The following is a 19,376-nucleotide window of genomic DNA, read 5'->3' as shown; positions in this document are numbered from 1 at the left end:
TTCGCTCACTCTGCTTCCGGCGCTTTTGGCGTGGCGTCATCGCGCTTATCGTCACGATGACCATGCCAGCCGCAGTGGCCGCGGCCGTGGCGACCAAACCCTTCGCGTCGCTGCTGAATGAATGCCTCGCGCTGCTCCGGCGTCATGTTCATCCAGCGCTCGTGCATCCGGCGGTGCGCGCCAAACATCCCCGGGCGGAAACCTAACCCGCCAAACAGAATACGGCTCAGCACCAGAATGCCCAGCGCCTGCCAGAATCCAATGGCCTTAACGCCGAGGATGGCCGGAAGCAAGGCGTTCCACAGGGTCATCACCAGCAGGCCGAGCACGATGAAAATCACCGCGCCGATGACTAAGCCCTTGCCCATATGGTGGCGACCAAATCCGCGCCCGTGACCTCTGCCGTGCATTTCAAAATCTCTCATGGTGTTTACCTCATTTACAGTAACTGATTATGGCTTGTGATGAGGTAGACGGATGAGGAAGGGAAATATTGCTGGGGTGAATGAAAAATTTTGCAAGCGCAGCATATTTTACCATGCATACGAATTACAGCCCCAACAAATGCAAGGTCGCACAAAGGAGAAGCAAGGATCCTTTACGAAGCATTAATACACCTTAACCACATGAAATTCATGCATTAATTAAAAATCACATCCGCATAATGCTCCCCATTGCCACAAGAAAAGGCGTGGAAAAGGTGTTCAATTATTCATTCAAATAATTAGCCTAAACATTGAAAACTTACTTTTTAGGTAGTTGACAGGCATAAAAGTCCCTTGCAGTATAGATTGCCCATATAAAACCATAACGTTAGTTTAATAAAAACACTTAAGAAAAACCTTCAAATCCTCGAGTCTCCTGAGGTAAACACAGTTATTTCACTTAAGTCTTAACAGCATACAAAGGATGTAATATGTTTATAAAATCATTAGAAATTGAAAACTTCAAAGGCTATCACGGCAAGCACAAAATAGACTTTAATATTCCCGACATGAACACAGATGGCAGTGGATTAAATATATTTGTTGGAGAAAACAACTCGGGGAAATCAACCATATTTGAGGCTCTTGACTTTATTAAAGACAGCACTAAAAAAGAACCCAGATCACTTTTAAACAAATCGAATCCTCACGTAACCTTAACATCTTTTTCAGTTGAAGTTTCATATACTGGGAATGTTAGCGGATGTGTAAATGCCCATATACAACCTAACAAAGTTCGTTCCTTTACAAATTTTATCCATTTAAATGGTAATGGCGAGTATTTTAAGGTGAAAAGATCATGGGATGAAAACGCCCCTGAAGACATAAAAAAAATAAATTTTTGGGATAGCACAAACAATGTATATACAAATACATCTGGAATTGACGCACCCTTTAAAAAGTTTTATGACAACAATTTCATATGGGCTGATACAAATCCAAGTGATGAGTCTAAGTTTGGTGCATCAACAATTTGTGGTTCTCTTTTAAAAGAAATAGCACTTGGACATGTTAACACACCAGAGTATAAACTTTTTCAGCAAAGCTATCATGGACTGTTCAACAATTCTTCGTCACAATTAAGAACAAAAATCGCTCAGGTTGAAGCCTCAATACAAAGCATTTTTTCATCACAATTTGGCCCAGCCAATATTTCTTTCGTATTTGATGAATTGCAAATTGAAAACTTTTTCAAAACTGCAAGTATTATAATTGATGATGGTGTTGCAGTTCCTATGGGTGAAAAAGGGCATGGGATGCAGAGAGCTGTTGCATTGTCCCTTCTTCAGGTTTATGCAAACCTGATGTCGAATGTTCTCAATGCTCCGGTGTCTAAGCCATTTTATCTTTTCATAGATGAGCCAGAAATATGTTTACATCCTTCTGGTCAAAAAAAACTTCTTGATGCCTTAATGTTAATATCGAGAACGAAGCAAGTATTTGTAACAACACATTCTCCTTTCATATTATCATCACCTCTTCTAAAAAATACCGGTTTATTTATCTTTAAAAAAATAAATAATAGAAATAGCATCTCAACTGCAACGACTTCTCCTATGTTTCCATGGAGCCCATCTTGGGGTGAAATTAGTTATAGAGCATATGACTTGCCTACAGTTGATTTACATAATGAATTATATGGTTATCTGCAAGAAAAAAATGGCCTTGCTAATATTGGTAGTGTAGATCAGTGGTTACTCTCAAAAGGCCTAGCGTATTCTAAGCAATGGATTCAAGAAAAAAACGGAATTCCGCAGCAACCCAGAAGTACAACATTACAGTCTTTTATAAGAAACCACATTCATCATCCAGAGAATGTTACCATGCAGTCTAATAGATATACTTTAGCAGAACTTAAACAATCAATTGATGAAATGGTTAACTTCATATAAGACCTTAATAATATTAAAGAGGAGTGAGCTAAAATCAGATATAGTATTAGACATAATCGGCTCACTTCTTTCTAAGCTCTTAAACTTCTGCGTTCTATGCGTATTACAACTGGAGGTTTTGTGTTATATATCACCAACCAAGATCAATTTCATAAGAACTTTAGCAACTTTAAAATTAGTAAAGAAAATAAGGTGACTGGAAGGTTTTTAATTTTAAAAAACGAAAAAGAAAAAGGGATATATTTTTGCGACATTGCTATAGTCACCAAATACAACATCGATTATTACAATGATTTTACGCGTGTTTTTTTAAACGACGAAACGCTATTAGACATAAAAAATAATTATCATAAATTACTAAATATAAAACTCACAAGGGAAAACAAATCATCCATATTCACTCAAGTTATTTCGGATGAGTCATATTACAAACTCGCAGCTAACTACAATAAGGCATACGCGAAAAGATTATTAACTCAATTATTTGATTTGGGTGTAATGGAAAAAAAAGGGATCTTTAACCATGCCAGCAATTCCGCTAAGAACATGTTGTTATTACACAACAGGAGTAGATACGCCTTTGCTAAAGGCGTTAATTTTCTTTTTTCAGAAAACAAAAAGGAATATGTAAAAAAAACTTCTCTTGATGATTTGGTGATTGACCTGCCAAGTATCGAAGATAACAAAAAAATCAAGCTTAAGTTTATGCATGAAATAATTGAGAGAATGCCAGTGAATATATTCATTGGTAAAAACGGCTCAGGGAAAAGTTACAGCATCGAAAAAATAATCGAATGCTATCTGAGAGGAAAAAACCAAGAACTCTCTGATAACATCAATAAAATAATAATGATCTCTAACACGGTTAATGATAACTATCCTTCCACATATAAAGCCTTACAAAGGCTTAGAAATATTAAACATGATTACTACGATGATGATTATGAATATTTTTCAACTTTGCGAACCAAAAAATTCAATATAAGTGAAGGTGTTGAATCGTTTGATTTAACCAGCCTTATTAATGAAATGATAAAGCGAGAAGTTACAGAGGAACTTCCTTTTAGCACTCTTAAAATCTTAGATGATGCAATTACGAAAAATATAAACTGCTCAATTGTTGGTCTTGATGGTGATTTATCATCCTTTATATCACTTAATGAATTATCAAGCATAATTAAACATCAACGAAAAATAAATGAGGATTACGAACCTATTGTTTCAAGCGTTTTTTTAGTACGAGATGGAAAAAAGATTAAATTAAGCTCCGGTCAAGACAACTTTATATTAATAATATCCTGTATTTTAAGTTCCATTCAAAATAATAGCCTTATATTTATCGATGAATTAGAAAACTTCCTGCATCCTAATTTCATCTCACAGGCAATTAAAATATTAACGCAATGTTTATTAGAAACAAACTCAATTTGCATAATAGCAACGCATTCTTTACATTTAGCACGAGAAATACCCCGCACAGGCGTAAATATCTTTGAAAACATAAACAACAAAAACAAAATAGTTGTATACAACCCTGAAATTGAAAGTTATTCTTGTAACTTACAAATCATAAGCAATTATATATTTAACACGAAAGAAGAAAGCAGTCTTTTCGATTCAACTTTACGAAAGGTAGCCAAGAAATACAAAAATAAAAAAGAGTTAATGAATTCCTTGGACAACATATTAAATCGCGAGATACTTTTATCAATTGCGGACAGATTAAATGAAAATTAAACCCCCAACTGAGGTAGTCTTACTAAATGGAATCACAATTAGAAATTTATTGGAAAGTGTTAAAAATAACAGAAGAGGCCGTTTAAAAAGCTTTCTAAATGATGCTAATAACTGGCAGGAGTTTATATCGGATAATGAAAGATTAATTTCTGAATTCGAACAATCGCATGATTATTCGGCAAGCGTTACAAATTACTCAATGATTAAAAAACCCTTAATCACCCTGTATAATTCAAGCAAGAAATACGTTGAATGTAAATACATTGCAGTAATGCGAGATTCTTACAAAAATATTAAATGCCCCTATTGTGGACAAGGCGTCTGCTCAACATTAGATCATTACTTTGATAAAGATACCTTTTGTGAGTTAAGCCTTAATGTTTGGAATTTAGTACCTTCTTGCGGAGATTGCAACTTCAAAAAACTCAACAAGAGAATAAACTCATCAACAGAGAGATTTCTTCACCCATTTTTCGATGAGCATTTTAAAAATGGTTTAGAGATGGAACTTTATTTTGTAAAAATAGAGTTATTTTCAAATTCCAATGCTTATATTTTAAATCTACAAGCCCATCCTGACTTAGATGACAATATTAAAAGCGTTGTAAACTGGCATGTGCGTAAAATGGAAATGGGAATTAGAAATGGGTTAATTATAAGAGAGGATTTTTCGTATTGGGTTAATAAAGTCCGAAAAAGAATCACAAGGTTAAATAACGAGCATTCCGTATTGTCTTTTTTGAGAGAGGAATATGAAGATGAAAATAAATTTTCGTGGCGTGGAGTCGTCCTGAATTCCATCATATCAAACAACGAAAATTTCATGGCGACTTACTCAATAATTACAGACTTAAATTATTTAACCTCCCCTGCATAGCGAGCTACTCTATCATGATATATGATGAAATAAGATTATTATTTCCTTGCTATGTGATTTTGGCTGGTCAGTTATGGCTAACATTCAAAGGCTCCCTGCGGAGCCTCCTTTACACAATCAAGCCTACACCGGCAAACTAAAACTCGAGATACTCCGTGAAAGCTGCTGCGCCTGCTCTTCCAGCGAGGCCGCGGCCGCGGCGGACTGCTGCACCAGCGCGGCGTTCTGCTGGGTCACGCCATCCATCTCGGTCACCGCCTGCCCGACCTGGCTGATCCCGCGGCTCTGCTCTTCAGAGGCGACGGAGATCTGCTCCATCAGCGTATTCACTTTGTTCACCGATGAAATAATCGAGTCAATCACCTCGCCCGAGCGGCTAACCAGCTCCGCACCGTTTTTCACGCTGGAAACCGACTGGGCAATCAGGCTCTCGATGTCCTTAGCCGCCACCGCGCTTTTCTGCGCCAGGGTGCGTACCTCGCTGGCCACGACCGCAAAGCCGCGTCCTTGCGTACCGGCGCGTGCGGCTTCAACCGCCGCGTTCAGCGCCAGGATGTTGGTCTGGAAGGCGATGCTGTTAATTACGCTGGTAATGTCTTCGATGCGCTTCGAGTTCGCTGCGATGGTATTCATCGTGTCGATGACTTCGCGGGTCACCGCTTCGCCGGTGTGGGCATTTTTCACCGCGTCCTGTACCAGTTTACCGGCCTGGTAAACGTTGTCGGTATTGTTTGCCACCGTCGCGCTCAGCTCTTCCATGCTGGCCGCCGTCTGGGTTAACGCGGAAGCCTGCTGCTCGGTACGTGACGCCAGGTCGATATTCCCGGAGGCAATCTCCTGGGCCGCGTGCGTTACGGTATGGCTCGCGTCGCGCACCTGGGCGATGGTCTCAAGCAGTGCCTGACGCATCTGTTCCATCGAGCTCATGAGATGATCGATTTCGTTATGTGCGCTCCCCTTTACCGGCACCGGTATGTCCAGCTTGCCTGCCGCAATCTGGCTGCAGTGCTCGCGCGCCAGGTTTACCGGCGCAAAGACAAAGCGCTTCATCAGCAGGCTGACGGCGACAATCACCACCACAAACAGGCTGGCGATAGCGGCAATGATCGCCAGGCCGGAGACGAAATTGCTGCTCGCATCTTCGTTCAGGCTTTTGGCGTATTTCTGGTGGACGGAAAGGACCTGGTCGAGAACGATCTCGTACTGACGGTCAAGGCGGGAGACTTCCGGGATCAGCGCGTTAAATTTGGCCACATCGTGCGCCTCGGCGGCATCGATCAGCGGCGCCAGTCCCTGGTTGCGGTAGTTTTGCCAGGCATCCTGATAGGCAGTCACCAGCGACGCTTCATCCGTCAGACGCGGCGAAGCCATAAAGGCCGCAAAGGCGTGGTCCGCTTTGGTCAGCGCCTCTTTCACGGCGGTTAGCTTTGCAGCCCCGTCCGCCGAGTTGCCCGCTTCCACCATCTTCACATACTCCATCACCCGCACGCGCAGCGTACGGCTATGGTTGATAGGGTCAATAATGGACAGCACAACCTGGATCTCTTTGTTGACGTTATCCAGGGAATTATTACTTTTAATGATGAGGCCCACGCTGGTCACAGTGCTGACAACAAAGAAGAAAAGCAGTGAGAACAGGACGATCAGGGACGACTTTTTCAACGACATAAACCAATACCTCAAGGAAAATTATTCCTTTTGGTTATCGGCCATTCCAAAACTTAAATTAATTAAAGTTATTGAAGTATCAAGTCGGGCTATTTCGCTGACTTATAGCGTCGCTGCAGGGTAGCATCCAGCTTCCGCTGCAGCGGTTCCGGGGTCTCGCCCTCAATCAATTTGCTAATCAAATCAAAGCAGTGCCACGCCAGCTGACGGTTATCCTGGCGAATGGTATCCACGGGGATCGTCAGCGAATCGTAGAGATAGTGATCGTCAAAACTGGCTAACCTGATGTCACTTTGCAACAGGTTATGTTGGCCCATATAGCGCAGCACCCCTTCCAGCAGCCCGCAGGCGGCGGCGAACAGCGCTTTCGGCGGACGACCCAGACGGGCGCAGAGTTCAGCAAACATCTCGTACCCGGAGCTCGGGTGATAGTTGCCGTGAATGATCCACTCGGGGCGCAGTTCCACACCGGCATTACGCAGCCCTTGCTTAAACCCTTCCAGACGGTCGCGCGTCGGGGATAGACGGGGCTGGCCGCCGAGGAAGTAGAACTCATCAGGATGCTGGCGCGCAATGTCGGCCACCAGTTCCGCCGTTGGAGTAATGGAATCAGTGATGACCAGCGGCAGCGCGCTGTCGTTGATGTGGCGGTCAAACAGGACAACGGGCAGCTGCTCGCTCAGCTTGTGGTAGTCCGCATCGTTAAGCATGCTGGAGGCCACAATCAGCCCGTCCACCTGACGCGCCACCATGTTGTTCACCACCACCGTCTCCTGCCCCGGGTTCTCATCGCTACAGGAGATCAGCAGCTGAACGCCCGCCTCGCGGCACAGCGTTTCCAGCTCGTGAGAAAAGACGGCAAAACCGTAGTTGGTGATCTCAGGAACCACCAGACCAACGGTGTGGCTGCGGTTATCGCGCAGCGACCGGGCGTGAATGCTGGGCTGATAGTGGTGCTCTTTTGCAATCGCCAGCACGCGCTCGCGCGTCTCTTCCGCCACGCGAAGCTCTTTGCTGCGCCCGTTCAGGACCAGGCTGGCGGTAGCTTTTGACACACCCGCCAGCTCCGCGATGTCTTTAATGGTGACGCGTTTTGTTTTTCTCACAACGACTTAGATCCGGCTGCCAAAACCCTCATTCTATCATGCAGGCGCGCAGCGACCAGTAGCGTAATGTGATATCGGACGCACCTTCGAATCGCACCCGGGCCGGATGGTCAGGAAAATAGCGGCTACTCATCACCCCTTCACCGTGATTGATGAAAATTTCAACGCTGGAGCGGTCGCACAGAACGCGCAAATGAGTGACGTCGCCCTGCCAGTAGCGGCTCAACGTTTCACCGGTTTTCAGGCTCGCGCGTTCAAGCCGTATGCCCTGCTCATCGACCGTGAGACGCAGCGCGCCGCCAAAATCGACATTCACCTGCGATACGTTCAGCTCAAACTCCAGGCGCGTCGCGTCCAGGCCTGGCGCTTCGCTGGCGCGCCCCTGCCAGCGCTGCTCATCTTCGCGCAGCGCCGCCAGCTCGCGCGCCGGGGTCTGCCAGAGCCTGCCGTCGCGATAGCGTAATTCACGCGGGCAGGTCATCTGGTGCATCCAGCCGTGCGCCCGGGTTGGCTGAAGCATCTCTTCCCCGTCCGGTACGCCCATCCAGCCGATCAGAATGCGTCGCCCGTCTTCCGCCAGCGTCGTTTGCGGAGCGTAAAACTCAAAGCCCGCGTCCAGCTCGTGCAGATCGCCGTGGTCAAATGCGGCGTTTGCATAGTCAAACGCCCCGCTCATCCAGGTGGCCGGATAGGTGTTGAGGTAGCGATGCGGCTCGCGCGCCAGCCCCTGCGGGCAGCAGATCAGAACGTGCGTTCCGTCGAGCGCGAACAGGTCCGGACACTCCCACATATACCCCGCATCCGTCAGGCCGTTGACCCCGTGACCGGCGATTTCCCCGCACGACGTCCAGGCGTGCAGATCGGCTGATTTAAACAGCAGCACCTTGCCGCGCTTTTGCACATCCTGCGCGCCGAGCACCATGTACCACATCCCGTCGTGCTGCCACACCTTCGGGTCGCGCACGTGGCCGGTGTAGCCTTCCGGCAGCGCCAGCACCGGCCCCAGCTTCTTAAAGGTCCCGTCCGGCTGTTCCACGGCGAGGCACTGCCAGGCCGTGCGGCTGCCGTCATCAAACTTGACGTTGCCGGTGTAGCACAGGGTCAGGACGTCCTGGTTATCCACGGCGCTACCGGAGTAGCAGCCGTTGCGGTCATACGCTTCGTCGGGCATCAGCGCCAGCGGCTCGTGCTGCCAGTGCACCAGGTCCGCAGAGCTCCAGTGCCCCCAGCATTTAAACCGATGCTCGCAGTCCAGCGGGTTCCACTGATAGAACAGGTGGTAGCGGCCGGCAAACCAGATAAACCCGTTGGGATCGTTCATCAGCCCCGTCGCCGGCGCGGGGTGCCACTGCGGATAGTGGCTATCCGCCAGCGCCCGCGGCTGGCCTTTCATAACGGCCTGCAGGATCGCAGGCCAGCGGGAAGGTAACGTCATTATTCAGAGTCCGTTTTATATTTCAGCAGCAGTGAGACGGTAAATGCCACGCCGAAGGCAATCACCATACCGATAATATAGTTGAGCAGCGAGCTGGCCTGCACGATGGCCATGCCCGGAATAGCGGTTAACCCAACGGCGGTCATGTAGACATGGACTGAGACCACCCAGGCCCCGCCCACCGCGCCGCCAATCAGCGCGGCGATAAACGGCTTAACGAAGCGCAGGTTGATACCAAAAATGGCCGCTTCGGTGATGCCCAGCATCGCAGAAAACGCCGACGGTAAGGTAATGGCTTTGATTTTGGCATCTTTGGTTTTGAACCACACCGCCAGACAGGCGCCGCCCTGCGCCACGTTCGCCATGGCCCAGATAGGCAGCAGGAAGTTCACGCCAATCGACGGGTTACCCAGCAGCCCTGCTTCGATCGCGTGAAAGCTGTGGTGAATACCGGTGATCACAATCACCGAGTAAAGCCCGCCGAACAGCAGCCCGGCCAGCCAGCCCGCGTGGGCGATCAGCGTGCTCAGAACGAAGGAGATGCCATCCCCTAAGGCGCGCCCCGCCGGGCCGATAATCAGCAAGGCGATAAAGCCGGAGATAACGACGGTGAGGAACGGCGTCAGGATCAGGTCTAACGCGTCCGGGATCGCGCGGCGCAGGTTTTTCTCCACGATGCTCATGAACCAGACGGCCAGCAGCACCGGGAATACCGTGCCCTGATAGCCAATCATCGCGATCTCAAGGCCGAAGAAGTTCATGGTGTGGAAGCCGGAGGCCACGCCCCAGGCGTTGGTCAGCGCCGGGTGCGTCAGAATGCCGCCCAGCGTCGCGCCGAGATACGGGTTGCCGCCAAATTCCCGCGCGGCGGTAAAACCGATCAGAATAGGCAGAATGATAAACGCCGCGGAGCTGCACATGTCCAGCATGATGTAGATGGCGTTATCCGCATTGACCCAGCCGTAGGTTTTCACCATGCCGAGCAGGCCCATCAGCAGGCCGGATGCCACAATCGCGGGAATGATCGGGACAAAGATATTGGAGAGCAGACGGGCAATGCGCTGGAACGGGTTCAGCTTGCGCGCCGCCAGGTCCGCGGCCTCAGATTTACTGGACTCGCTAATCCCCGCCGCCTGAATAAACGCGGCGTATACCTTGTTGACCACGCCCGTGCCAAAAATCACCTGCATCTGCCCGGCGTTACGAAAACAGCCTTTTACGCCGTCGACCTTGCCGATCGCCTGCTGATCGGCAAGCGCGTCATCAACCAGCACCAGACGAAGACGCGTTGCGCAGTGCGCCGCGCTGGCGATATTTTCCTTGCCACCGAGCAGCGGAATAAGCTCGCGGGCGATTTGATTAAAATCCATAGATACCTCTGCCTGACTTCTTTTTTATGATGTGCGAAACGCTCCCGCCAGGCGGGAGCGTGATGGGTTAAAACCAGGTTTCCATCTGGACCCCAAAGTTCCATTCCCCGCCGGCGTTGAAGCCGCTGCTGCCAAAGGCATCATCGCTGGCGTAATGATCCAGTTTGCTGCTCCAGTCCATCCAGGTGGCAAACAGACGAAGCTCCGGACGGCTGAAGAAATCGCCGATTTTGCTCGCTTTTAACGTCGGCGCAAAGGTCAGCTTGTAGAAACTGCCGTTAACGGCGTTGCGGTCCTTATAGCCTTCCGGACTTAAATCCATGTACTGATAGCTTCCCTCAAACGCCAGGGCGAAGTTCTGCGTCACCTCTTTAATCAGGCGGGTGTTGAGCGTCACCCACTCATAGCTGTCGCCCTTCACGTAGCGATCTTTACTGCTCTGCGCCAGGACGGCGGGCGCAACGCTCCAGCCTCCGCCGATTGGCGTGACACCGTAACTTGCGAAGCGCCAGGTATCCGCCTCAGGCAGCAGCGCGCCGTCGGAGCCGATGCTTTTCACTTCCGCACCCAGCCCGTGACCGTACAGCAGCGCCGTTTTGGCGGTCCCTTCACGCAGGCCGTAGAAGCTTTCGTTGTGCAACCCGACCAGCGCATGAACGCCGGTGTTGGCGGCATCGGTTTTAATGAGATCGCCGTTGGTGTCTTTACGGTCGTCGTTATCTTTCGCCCGCAGGCCGCTCACCATCAGCTGGAACGGTCCGGCGAAGTGGTTCATGGTGAGGATATAGTTCTGCACGTTATTGTCGGTCTGCTCCACGCTGCCGAAGTTGCGGCCGTAGATGGAGAAGTTGCTGCGCAGCGAATCGTTCCATTTCACGTCGTAGACGCCGCCGCCGGTACCGGCGAGGAACACCACGTCGGAATCCAGCCAGTGAATGTCAAAGTTGTCGCGGTCAAAGCGTTTACCCGCCCAGAAGGTGCTGCCCTTCAGCGCGCCGGTAAAATCAGGCAGATTGCCCAGCTCCGCGAAGGCCTGGCGAATATTGAGATCGCTGGTATCGGCTGACCAGTCGTTATAGGTTCTCTGCCCGTCGGCCAGCATCGCTTTGAAGCGCGTAGTGGCCCCGTTGTCCAGGGTTTGCTTGTGCTCCAGGTTCAGCTCAACGTAGGTGTCGGCTTCGTTACCCAGACGCCCTACCGCACCGCCGGTTTCACCGGCCGGGGTCAGATAAGGACCGCTTTTGCTGCTGGAGGCCGCATCGTTCATCAGCAGGCCCGAACGGGCGTAGCCGTGGAACTCAAACCCGCTGCTTTGATCCGCCTTCTTCTCCAGCGCGGTGGTACGCTGCGCCACCGCCTGGGCTGTCGTTTGCGTCTGCTGCTGGGCGGCAACCAGCTGCTGCGTTTTTTGTTCCGCATCCGTGGCGCGCTTCTCAGCCACCTGCGCACGCGTTTCCGCCGCCTGGAGTCGCTGCTCCATCGCGGCAAGACGCGCTTCGATACTTGTCATATCCGTTTGGGCAAAAACAGAGGTACTTCCGGCCAGCATGCCTATCATCACGGCAAGTCTGCGTTTTTTATACATTTTGTCGCATCCCTAAAAGAAGTCATTAAACGTGCTAAATTGCTAAACCGGTTTAGGTTGCTGATACTAAACCTCTGAATTTTGGATCGGCAATCTTTTTTGCTAAACCGTTTTAGTAAGTGTGATCGAGGCGACAATTCAGGCCGCCGGATGGCGGCCTGTGAAGGAAGGAATTACAGATCGTGCTGCCAGGGCAATGCGGTCATCGCCCCTTTGGCGGTAGTGGCTAACGCGCCGCAGCGCTGGGCTAAGGCGATGACGGGCGTCAGGTCCTGCCCGGCGGCCAGGCCGTAGAGCAGTCCGGCGACGAAGGCATCGCCCGCGCCGGTCGTATCGACGCACTGAACGGGAGTTGCCGGATAGTGCTTAACGGTGCCGTCATGCCAGGCGATGACGCCCTCTTTACCCTGAGTAACCAGCACCAGACGCGCCGGGCAGCGCGCCATCAGCGCGTTCAGACCGACGCTTACCGGCACATCTCCGGTTAAGAACGCCAGCTCTTCGACAGAGAGTTTCACCACGTCTGCGCTCTGCAGGGCCTGCTCCAGGCAGCGGCGCAGCGCGTTCTCATCCGGCCAGAGGTCCGGGCGAATATTGGGGTCGAAGCTGACGTAGCCGCCCGCCTCGCGAATGGCGGCCATCGCCTCAAACGTCGCGGAACGGCTCGGCTCTGCGCTTAACGCGATGGAACAGACGTGCAGCCACTCCCCGGCGCTGAACGTCGGCAGATCGGCAGGTTCCAGAAACAGATCGGCGCTCGGGCGCACCATAAAGGTAAACGAGCGTTCGCCGTGGTCATCCAGATCGACCACCACTGTTGAGGTGCGGTGCGCCGGATCAAGGCGCATAGACTTCACGTCGACCCGCTCGTCGGCTAATGTCTTAGACATAAAACGTCCGAAAGGATCGTCGCCAACCCTGCCGATAAAGGCGCTCTGGCCGCCCAGCCGGGCAATGCCGACCGCGACGTTTGCCGGTGCGCCGCCGGGACACTGCAGTAATCTGCCTTCTCCATCAGGCAGCAAATCCACTACCGCATCGCCAAGTACCCAGATTTTTTTCATGTAACCCTCTTAGCTAAACCATATTAAACCGATTTAGCTATTTAAGCACAGGCAGGGCGAAGGGGAAATAACGCGGAAGGAAAATTGGCTAACGCACCAGATGCGGCCAGTGAATATCACCGACGCCATTAATCTGCGGACGGGCGAACAGAAAGCCCTGGAAACGACGGATACCGGCAGACTCGAGCCAGCACCACTCCTCTATCTTCTCGATCCCTTCGGCCACCAGGGTAATTTCGAGATCGGAGCAACAGCTGACGATGGAGCGCACAATCGCCTGCTTCGGGCCGCTGAGGTGGATATCGCTCACTATCTCCCGGTCAATCTTAATTTTATCCGGCTGGAAGCGGGTCAGCAGCGAAAGACCGGCATAGCCGGAACCAAAATCATCGATCGCCAGGCCAACGCCCTCGCCGCGAAGCTGCTTGATGGCGCTGTTAAACTGGTTGAAGCCGGAGATCATCTCGTTTTCGGTGACTTCAATCACCACCTGCTCCGGCTGAAGACCATGTTTTTTAATCTGATCGACCAGAAATTCCACTGCGCCGGGGACATTCACCAGCGACATCGGCAGCAGATTGACCGCAATTTTATGGCTGCCAATCCCCAGCTTTTCCGCCAGCGCAAAGGCATACGCTTTCGTCTGGAGATCGACTTCGTAGAGTTTGTCCGGGTCGAGGGTGCTGAAGAAATGCTCCGGGCTGCCGCCGTCGTTGCCGCGGATGAGGGCTTCCAGCGAGCTGATCTTCCCTTCCGAGGGCTCAACGATGGGCTGGAGCGCAAACTGGCAGGTTTGGTTGGCCATCAGTCCCAGGCGTTCGCCAAAGGGTAACGCCTCGGGTGACAGCGTCCATTTTTCAGGAACATAGCGCGCGCCCGACGGGGCCGGACGTTTGCCCATAATAAACGTCTGAATAAATTTGAATACCCGATCGTCGGAGGTGAGATAGCTGTCCAGCTTGCTGTAGTGCAGGACCGACTGCAGCACCTCTTTCGGCGACTGCGTTTGCAGATCGAACAGCAGCATCCCGACGTTTTCGAAGCGTCTGCGCGGGCCGTAATCCCGCATCAGTTCAACCACCCCACTGTGCCGCTTATCATCACGGATTTTATGGAACAGGTTAACCACGCTCTCTTCCGACCCTTCCAGGATTTGCAGAACGTCGCTCCCTTTCGCAAGGAGTACACCGGTAATGTTCAGCTTTGCGTTACGGCCTCTGGCGCGCTCCACCAGCTCCCGCAGCTCGGTGGAGGGGCGGGATAAATTCAACTGGCTTCGGTAAATCAGAGTCGTCAGCACAAAAATAGGTTCCAATGAGAAAGAGCGGTGCCTTAAAGCTATTATTTAACATACTTAATCAATGCGACCTAACATATTCACACCACAGTGGAAGGTTACTTTTCCGCGTCCCCGATCCGGCTGTTAATCTTCTCCTGCATATAGTCGTAGAACGGGTTTGAGGTGACCCGCATCAGCGCCTCTTTTCCGACGCTCAATACGGAGGTTTCGCCCCAAAGCGCAATTGTCCCCAGGCTGATGCCGTAGCGGTTTTTCACCCCAGGCTCACGGCCATAGAGATCGTCATCCGGCGGGAACGGCACGGCAACGTGCGACAGCGAATAGACATCCTGCGGCCAGGCCTGCGCGAGCGGCACCACCGTCTCCCGGGTGCTGCCGGCCGGGGTAATTTTCGCTACCGTCGAGAAGCTGTGTGCGTCCGCATTAGTAATAATCGTGACACCGTAACGTCTCTGCGCAACCGGCAGCAGCGCCGAGGTGGCCGTCCAGGACGACAGTTTGAACAGCGGGCGGAAGCTCGCCGCCTGGTTGATGTCAAACACCACCAGCTCGCTGCCGTTTGCCGGAAGCTGGTCAAACAGGCCGGTCACCACCGCGCGGGTGCTGACCGTGGAATCCATCACCGACTGGAACGCCAGCACCGGCGGCAGCTGTGTCAGCCGCTGCTCCCGCGCCGCGCGGCCAATTTGCTCCTGCAGGGCCTTCGTCAGCAGCCACGACTGGCGCGCGGCGTTCACCGGGAACGAGTTATATTTATACGGGTTATATTCCGGCGCGATATTCAGCCACGCCGCTTTAGCAAAGGCTGGCAGCAGCGCCGGTAGCCCGGCGAAACCGGCAAAGCGCGCAAAGGCCGTCACGCCGAGCATCGGTGAGAGCAGTATCACCTGCTGCGGTCGACGCAGCGCAGGCGCGTCCAGCGCATCGAGGGTATATTTCATCGCCAGCGCCCCGCCGTTGGAGTAGCCCACCAGATGCAGCGGCACAGCCTCACCCGCCAGACGCGTGGCTTCCCGCACCGCAAGACGCGTCGCCGCCAGCCACATCTCCCAGTCAACGTCCGTCAGCGCGCCGGGCGCGGTGCCGTGCCCGGGCAGCCGCGGGACCACCGCGACAAAACCGCGTTGCTGATAGTTCACCGCAAGGCGCCTGACGCTGTAAGGCGAGTCCGTCAAACCGTGCAGCAGCACTACCGCGCCGCGCGGCTTTCCGGCAGGCATCAGCACAAACGAACGGTTGGCATCGGGAGCAAACTGACCGGGCCACACCAGGCTCTGGCGATAATAGCGGTTTAGCGGCGTACGTTCCTCGCCCTCTGTTTTCGCCGTCACCGCGCGATCGAGATCGGCGAAAATGGCGTTTTCCCGGGCGATATACCCGGCAAAATTGGCGTTATCCATCTCGCGCACGGACATCTCGTCGGCCCGCCAGGTATGCCAGAGGTGCAGTTCCGGTCCCTGCTGCGAGAGATAGACCCTAACCGCCAGCAGGACGAGCAGGACTATCCCTACGACCACCCCTATTTTCTTTGCAAGCGTCATCAGGCGCACGCTGACTCGCCAGGGCAGATTTGCCATGCCGGAATCCCTTTTATATTCACAGTACATCTATCTTATCAAAAATGTGAACGGACTGACGTATTCACCAAATTCATACCTGCCGCGTCAGACAGTGCACCAAAAGTGAACTACGCTGCACAAATGTTGATCATTGGTTAAACAATTATTGCATGAAGTTTACCGCACAGCGGGTTTTACCCGCCCTGTGAACATGGCACGCGTCATGCATTGTTAACCAGGTAACACAAACTCAGCCATTGACAGCCTGTTAACAGCGAGGCGGTATGACGACGAAACCTGAGATGTTAAGCCGTATCGAAGCGACGTTCAGCCAGCTCACGCCCAGCGAAAAGCGGGTCGGGAGCTGGCTGCTAGCGCACGCCGCGCAAATCCCGTTTGAAACGGCTGAGAGCGTGGGTCAGGCAAGCGGGACCAGCGGAATTACCGTTGGACGCTTCCTGCGCAAGCTGGGGTATCGCAACCTGGAAGATGCAAAAAAAAGCCTGCGCGATCCGTATCAGCCCTGGGGCATGAACGAGCGGCTGGACTCCTGGCAGCAGCAGCGCCCCCTTTCCAGCCGCCTTCAGCATGCCCTGTCGCTGGAAGTGGATGCCATCACGCAGGTGTATCAGCTGGCGCAAACGGACGCCTTCCGTCAGGTGGTGCACAACCTCGCCCACGCGGACGCGGTTTTTGTGCTGGGGATCCAGTCCACGCGCGGGATTGCCAACGCCTTCTTCAGCCACCTTGAGTACCTCCGCCCGCGCGTGAGCTATTCGGAGGGGGCTTCCGGCAGCTGGGTAGAATCCCTGAACTCGGGGTTTTCGCACCCGTACGTTGTGCTGACCGATACGCGCACCTACTCCTCGATGGCCCGCCAGTACTGCCGCTTCGCCAGCGAGAAAGGCATTCCGCTGGCCTTAATCACCGACATCTGGTGCCCGTGGGCGCGGGATTACCCGATTGATTTACTGCAGGTGAAAACCGATACCGGTCATTTCTGGGATTCACTTGCCCCCGTGAGCTGCCTGTTCAACCTGCTGCTGTCGGGCGTGGCGGAAGCGCTGGGTAACGCCCTCCCGGCGCGTCTGGCGGTAAACCGACAATTACAACAAGAGTTTGGTCAATTCGAACGCTAAAGGAGCGGAGCTATGCCCGAAGAGAGTGAACTGATTGATGTAGCGAAGACGTTCCCCACGCTGCATATCGATCTGAAGTACGCCACCGCCGACAACATCACCGGCCGCCCGATCTATCAGGAGGCGCTGTGCCTGCTGCATACCGACGCGGCCACCGCGCTGGCAAAAGCCATCAGCATTGCCTCGCTGGCCGGGCTAAAGCTGGTGGTCTACGACGCCTATCGGCCGCAGCAGGCGCAGGCTCAGCTGTGGGATGCCTGCCCGAACCCGGAATACGTGGTCGACGTGGCGATTGGCTCCAATCACAGCCGCGGTACGGCCATCGACGTCACCCTGATGGATGAACATAACGCCGTGCTGGATATGGGGGCCGGTTTTGACGAAATGCATGACCGATCGCATTCGTATCACCCCTCCGTGCCGCCGCACGCCCAGCGCAACCGTCTGCTGTTGAACGCCATCATGTTCGGCGGCGGTTTTGTCGGTATCAGCAGCGAATGGTGGCACTTCGAACTGCCGAACGCCGCCAGCTATCCGCTGCTTGACGACCGTTTTGCCTGTTTTCCCCTGACGCACACCTCTCTTTAAACCTGGAGCACTGCAATGAAAACATCGCTTCTCTCGACCGTAATTGCCGCCACGCTGGCCCTGAGCGCCCCGCTGGCGCTGGCTGCCGTCCCGAAAGACATGCTGGCGATCGGCAAAGCCGCCGACCCGCAAACGCTCGATCCTGCCATCACCATTGATAACAACGACTGGACCGTGACCTATCCGTCCTACCAGCGTCTGGTCAAATACAAGCCGGGCTCGACCGAGGTGGAAGGCGATCTGTCGACGGGCTGGAAGGCGTCCGACGACCAGAAGGAGTGGACCTTTACCCTGGCGGATAACGCGAAATTCTCCGACGGCACGCCGGTCACCGCTGAAGCGGTAAAACTCTCCTTTGAGCGCCTGCTGAAGCTCGGCCAGGGGCCGTCTGAAGCCTTCCCGAAAGACCTGAAAATTGATGCCGTCGATGACCATACGGTGAAGTTCACCCTCAGCCAGCCGTTCGCGCCTTTCCTGTATACGCTGGCAAACGACGGGGCGTCCATCATTAACCCGGCGGTGCTGAAGGCCAATGCCGCAGACGATGCGCGCGGTATTCTGGCGCAAAACACCGCCGGTTCCGGGCCCTTTATGCTCAAAAGCTGGCAGAAAGGCCAGCAGCTGATCCTGGTACCAAACCCCCACTGGCCGGGTGAGAAGCCGCACTTTAAGCGCGTCTCGGTGAAAATTATCGGTGAAAGCGCCTCGCGCCGATTGCAGCTTTCCCGCGGCGATCTGGACATTGCCGACGCCCTGCCTGTCGATCAGCTGGCGGCCCTGAAGCAGGAAGGCAAAGTCGCCGTCGCGGAATATCCGTCCCTGCGCGTAACTTACCTCTATCTCAACAACAGTAAAGCGCCGCTCAATCAGGTGGATTTACGCCGGGCCATCTCCTGGGCGACGGATTACCAGGGAATGGTGAAAGGCATTCTGAGCGGCAACGGCAAGCAGATGCGCGGCCCGATCCCGGAAGGCATGTGGGGCTTTGACGCCACGGCCATGCAGTACAGCTTCGATGAGGCCAAAGCCAAAGCGGCGCTGGAGAAGGTCAAAGACAAACCCGCCAGCCTGACCTTCCTCTATTCGGATAACGATCCGAACTGGGAGCCGATCGCCCTTTCCACTCAGGCCAGCCTCGGCAAACTCGGGGTTAACGTCAAGCTGGAAAAACTGGCCAACGCCACCATGCGCGACCGCGTGGGCAAAGGCGATTACGACATTGCCATCGGCAACTGGAGCCCCGACTTCGCCGACCCGTACATGTTCATGAACTATTGGTTCGAATCGGACAAAAAAGGGCTGCCGGGCAACCGTTCGTTCTATGAGAACAAAGAGGTCGATTCCCTGCTGCAGGCGGCGCTGAAAACGACCGACCAGGCGGAACGCACCAAAGATTACCAGCAGGCGCAAAAGGTGGTCATCGACGAGGCGGCCTACGTTTATCTGTTCCAGAAGAACTACCAGCTGGCGATGAACAAAGAGGTCAAAGGCTTCACCTTTAATCCGATGCTCGAGCAGGTGTTCAACATCGCCACCATGAGCAAATAACGGTTCTCGCCGGGGGAAAGTGT

The 19,376-nt window shown here is 52.8% G+C and carries 15 protein-coding genes; 6 read left to right on the top strand and 9 right to left on the bottom strand.

Features of this window, described 5'->3' with window-relative positions:
• Positions 1–5 precede the first annotated feature (5 nt).
• Entirely contained in the window at positions 6–425 is a 420-nt protein-coding gene (locus AB8846_RS03675) for a hypothetical protein (protein ID WP_370732064.1), read from the bottom strand.
• Between the two features lie 491 nt (positions 426–916).
• Between AB8846_RS03675 and AB8846_RS03670 the strand changes: the two genes are divergently transcribed.
• From AB8846_RS03670 to AB8846_RS03660, 3 genes are all read left to right on the top strand, one after another.
• Positions 917–2,377: an ATP-dependent endonuclease gene (locus tag AB8846_RS03670; RefSeq protein ID WP_370732063.1), complete on the top strand. Its 1,461-nt coding sequence runs from the start codon at positions 917–919 to the stop codon at positions 2,375–2,377.
• 120 nt (positions 2,378–2,497) lie between these two features.
• Positions 2,498–4,114: an AAA family ATPase gene (locus tag AB8846_RS03665; RefSeq protein ID WP_370732062.1), complete on the top strand. Its 1,617-nt coding sequence runs from the start codon at positions 2,498–2,500 to the stop codon at positions 4,112–4,114.
• Positions 4,104–4,991 carry a hypothetical protein gene (locus tag AB8846_RS03660; protein WP_370732061.1) on the top strand — a complete coding sequence of 296 codons (888 nt, stop codon included), beginning with the start codon at positions 4,104–4,106 and terminating at the stop codon, positions 4,989–4,991. The genes AB8846_RS03665 and AB8846_RS03660 overlap by 11 nt, the downstream gene beginning before the upstream one ends.
• A gap of 123 nt (positions 4,992–5,114) precedes the next feature.
• On the opposite strand, the gene AB8846_RS03655 is transcribed toward AB8846_RS03660, so the two are convergent.
• From AB8846_RS03655 to AB8846_RS03620, 8 genes are all read right to left on the bottom strand, one after another.
• A complete protein-coding gene (locus AB8846_RS03655) occupies positions 5,115–6,659 on the bottom strand; it encodes a methyl-accepting chemotaxis protein (RefSeq protein ID WP_370732060.1) in 1,545 nt (514 codons plus the stop codon).
• 89 nt (positions 6,660–6,748) lie between these two features.
• On the bottom strand, positions 6,749–7,765 hold the full coding sequence (locus AB8846_RS03650) for a LacI family DNA-binding transcriptional regulator (protein WP_370732059.1): 1,017 nt from the start codon (positions 7,763–7,765) through the stop codon (positions 6,749–6,751).
• Between the two features lie 28 nt (positions 7,766–7,793).
• Complete coding sequence (locus AB8846_RS03645; RefSeq protein ID WP_370732058.1) at positions 7,794–9,200, bottom strand: sucrose-6-phosphate hydrolase; 1,407 nt, start codon at positions 9,198–9,200, stop codon at positions 7,794–7,796.
• A complete protein-coding gene (locus AB8846_RS03640; RefSeq protein ID WP_024909534.1) occupies positions 9,200–10,570 on the bottom strand; it encodes a sucrose-specific PTS transporter subunit IIBC in 1,371 nt (456 codons plus the stop codon). The genes AB8846_RS03645 and AB8846_RS03640 overlap by 1 nt, the downstream gene beginning before the upstream one ends.
• Positions 10,571–10,637: 67 nt before the next feature.
• The gene (locus tag AB8846_RS03635) at positions 10,638–12,155 is read right to left on the bottom strand and encodes a carbohydrate porin (protein WP_370732057.1); all 1,518 of its coding nucleotides are present in this window, start codon (positions 12,153–12,155) and stop codon (positions 10,638–10,640) included.
• Between the two features lie 173 nt (positions 12,156–12,328).
• On the bottom strand, positions 12,329–13,219 hold the full coding sequence (locus AB8846_RS03630; RefSeq protein ID WP_370732056.1) for an aminoimidazole riboside kinase: 891 nt from the start codon (positions 13,217–13,219) through the stop codon (positions 12,329–12,331).
• Between the two features lie 88 nt (positions 13,220–13,307).
• A complete protein-coding gene (locus AB8846_RS03625) occupies positions 13,308–14,519 on the bottom strand; it encodes a diguanylate phosphodiesterase (RefSeq protein WP_370732055.1) in 1,212 nt (403 codons plus the stop codon).
• A gap of 95 nt (positions 14,520–14,614) precedes the next feature.
• Positions 14,615–16,096 carry an alpha/beta hydrolase gene (locus AB8846_RS03620; RefSeq protein ID WP_370732054.1) on the bottom strand — a complete coding sequence of 494 codons (1,482 nt, stop codon included), beginning with the start codon at positions 16,094–16,096 and terminating at the stop codon, positions 14,615–14,617.
• A 266-nt stretch (positions 16,097–16,362) separates the two neighbouring features.
• On the opposite strand from AB8846_RS03620, the gene AB8846_RS03615 reads away from it, so the two are divergent.
• Genes AB8846_RS03615 through AB8846_RS03605 form a run of 3 tightly spaced genes read left to right on the top strand, consistent with a single transcriptional unit; the run spans position 16,363 to position 19,353 of the window.
• On the top strand, positions 16,363–17,217 hold the full coding sequence (locus AB8846_RS03615; protein ID WP_370732053.1) for a MurR/RpiR family transcriptional regulator: 855 nt from the start codon (positions 16,363–16,365) through the stop codon (positions 17,215–17,217).
• 12 nt (positions 17,218–17,229) lie between these two features.
• Positions 17,230–17,805 (top strand): D-alanyl-D-alanine dipeptidase, encoded by a 576-nt coding sequence (gene ddpX / locus AB8846_RS03610; RefSeq protein ID WP_335243802.1) that lies wholly within the window; start codon positions 17,230–17,232, stop codon positions 17,803–17,805.
• 15 nt (positions 17,806–17,820) lie between these two features.
• A complete protein-coding gene (locus AB8846_RS03605) occupies positions 17,821–19,353 on the top strand; it encodes an ABC transporter substrate-binding protein (RefSeq protein ID WP_370732052.1) in 1,533 nt (510 codons plus the stop codon).
• Positions 19,354–19,376 lie beyond the last annotated feature (23 nt).

The organism is Enterobacter sp. KB-221C9 (assembly GCF_041320715.1).
GTDB classification, from domain to species: domain Bacteria; phylum Pseudomonadota; class Gammaproteobacteria; order Enterobacterales; family Enterobacteriaceae; genus Enterobacter; species Enterobacter asburiae_D.
This window is presented reverse-complemented; position numbering and strand designations above follow the sequence as displayed.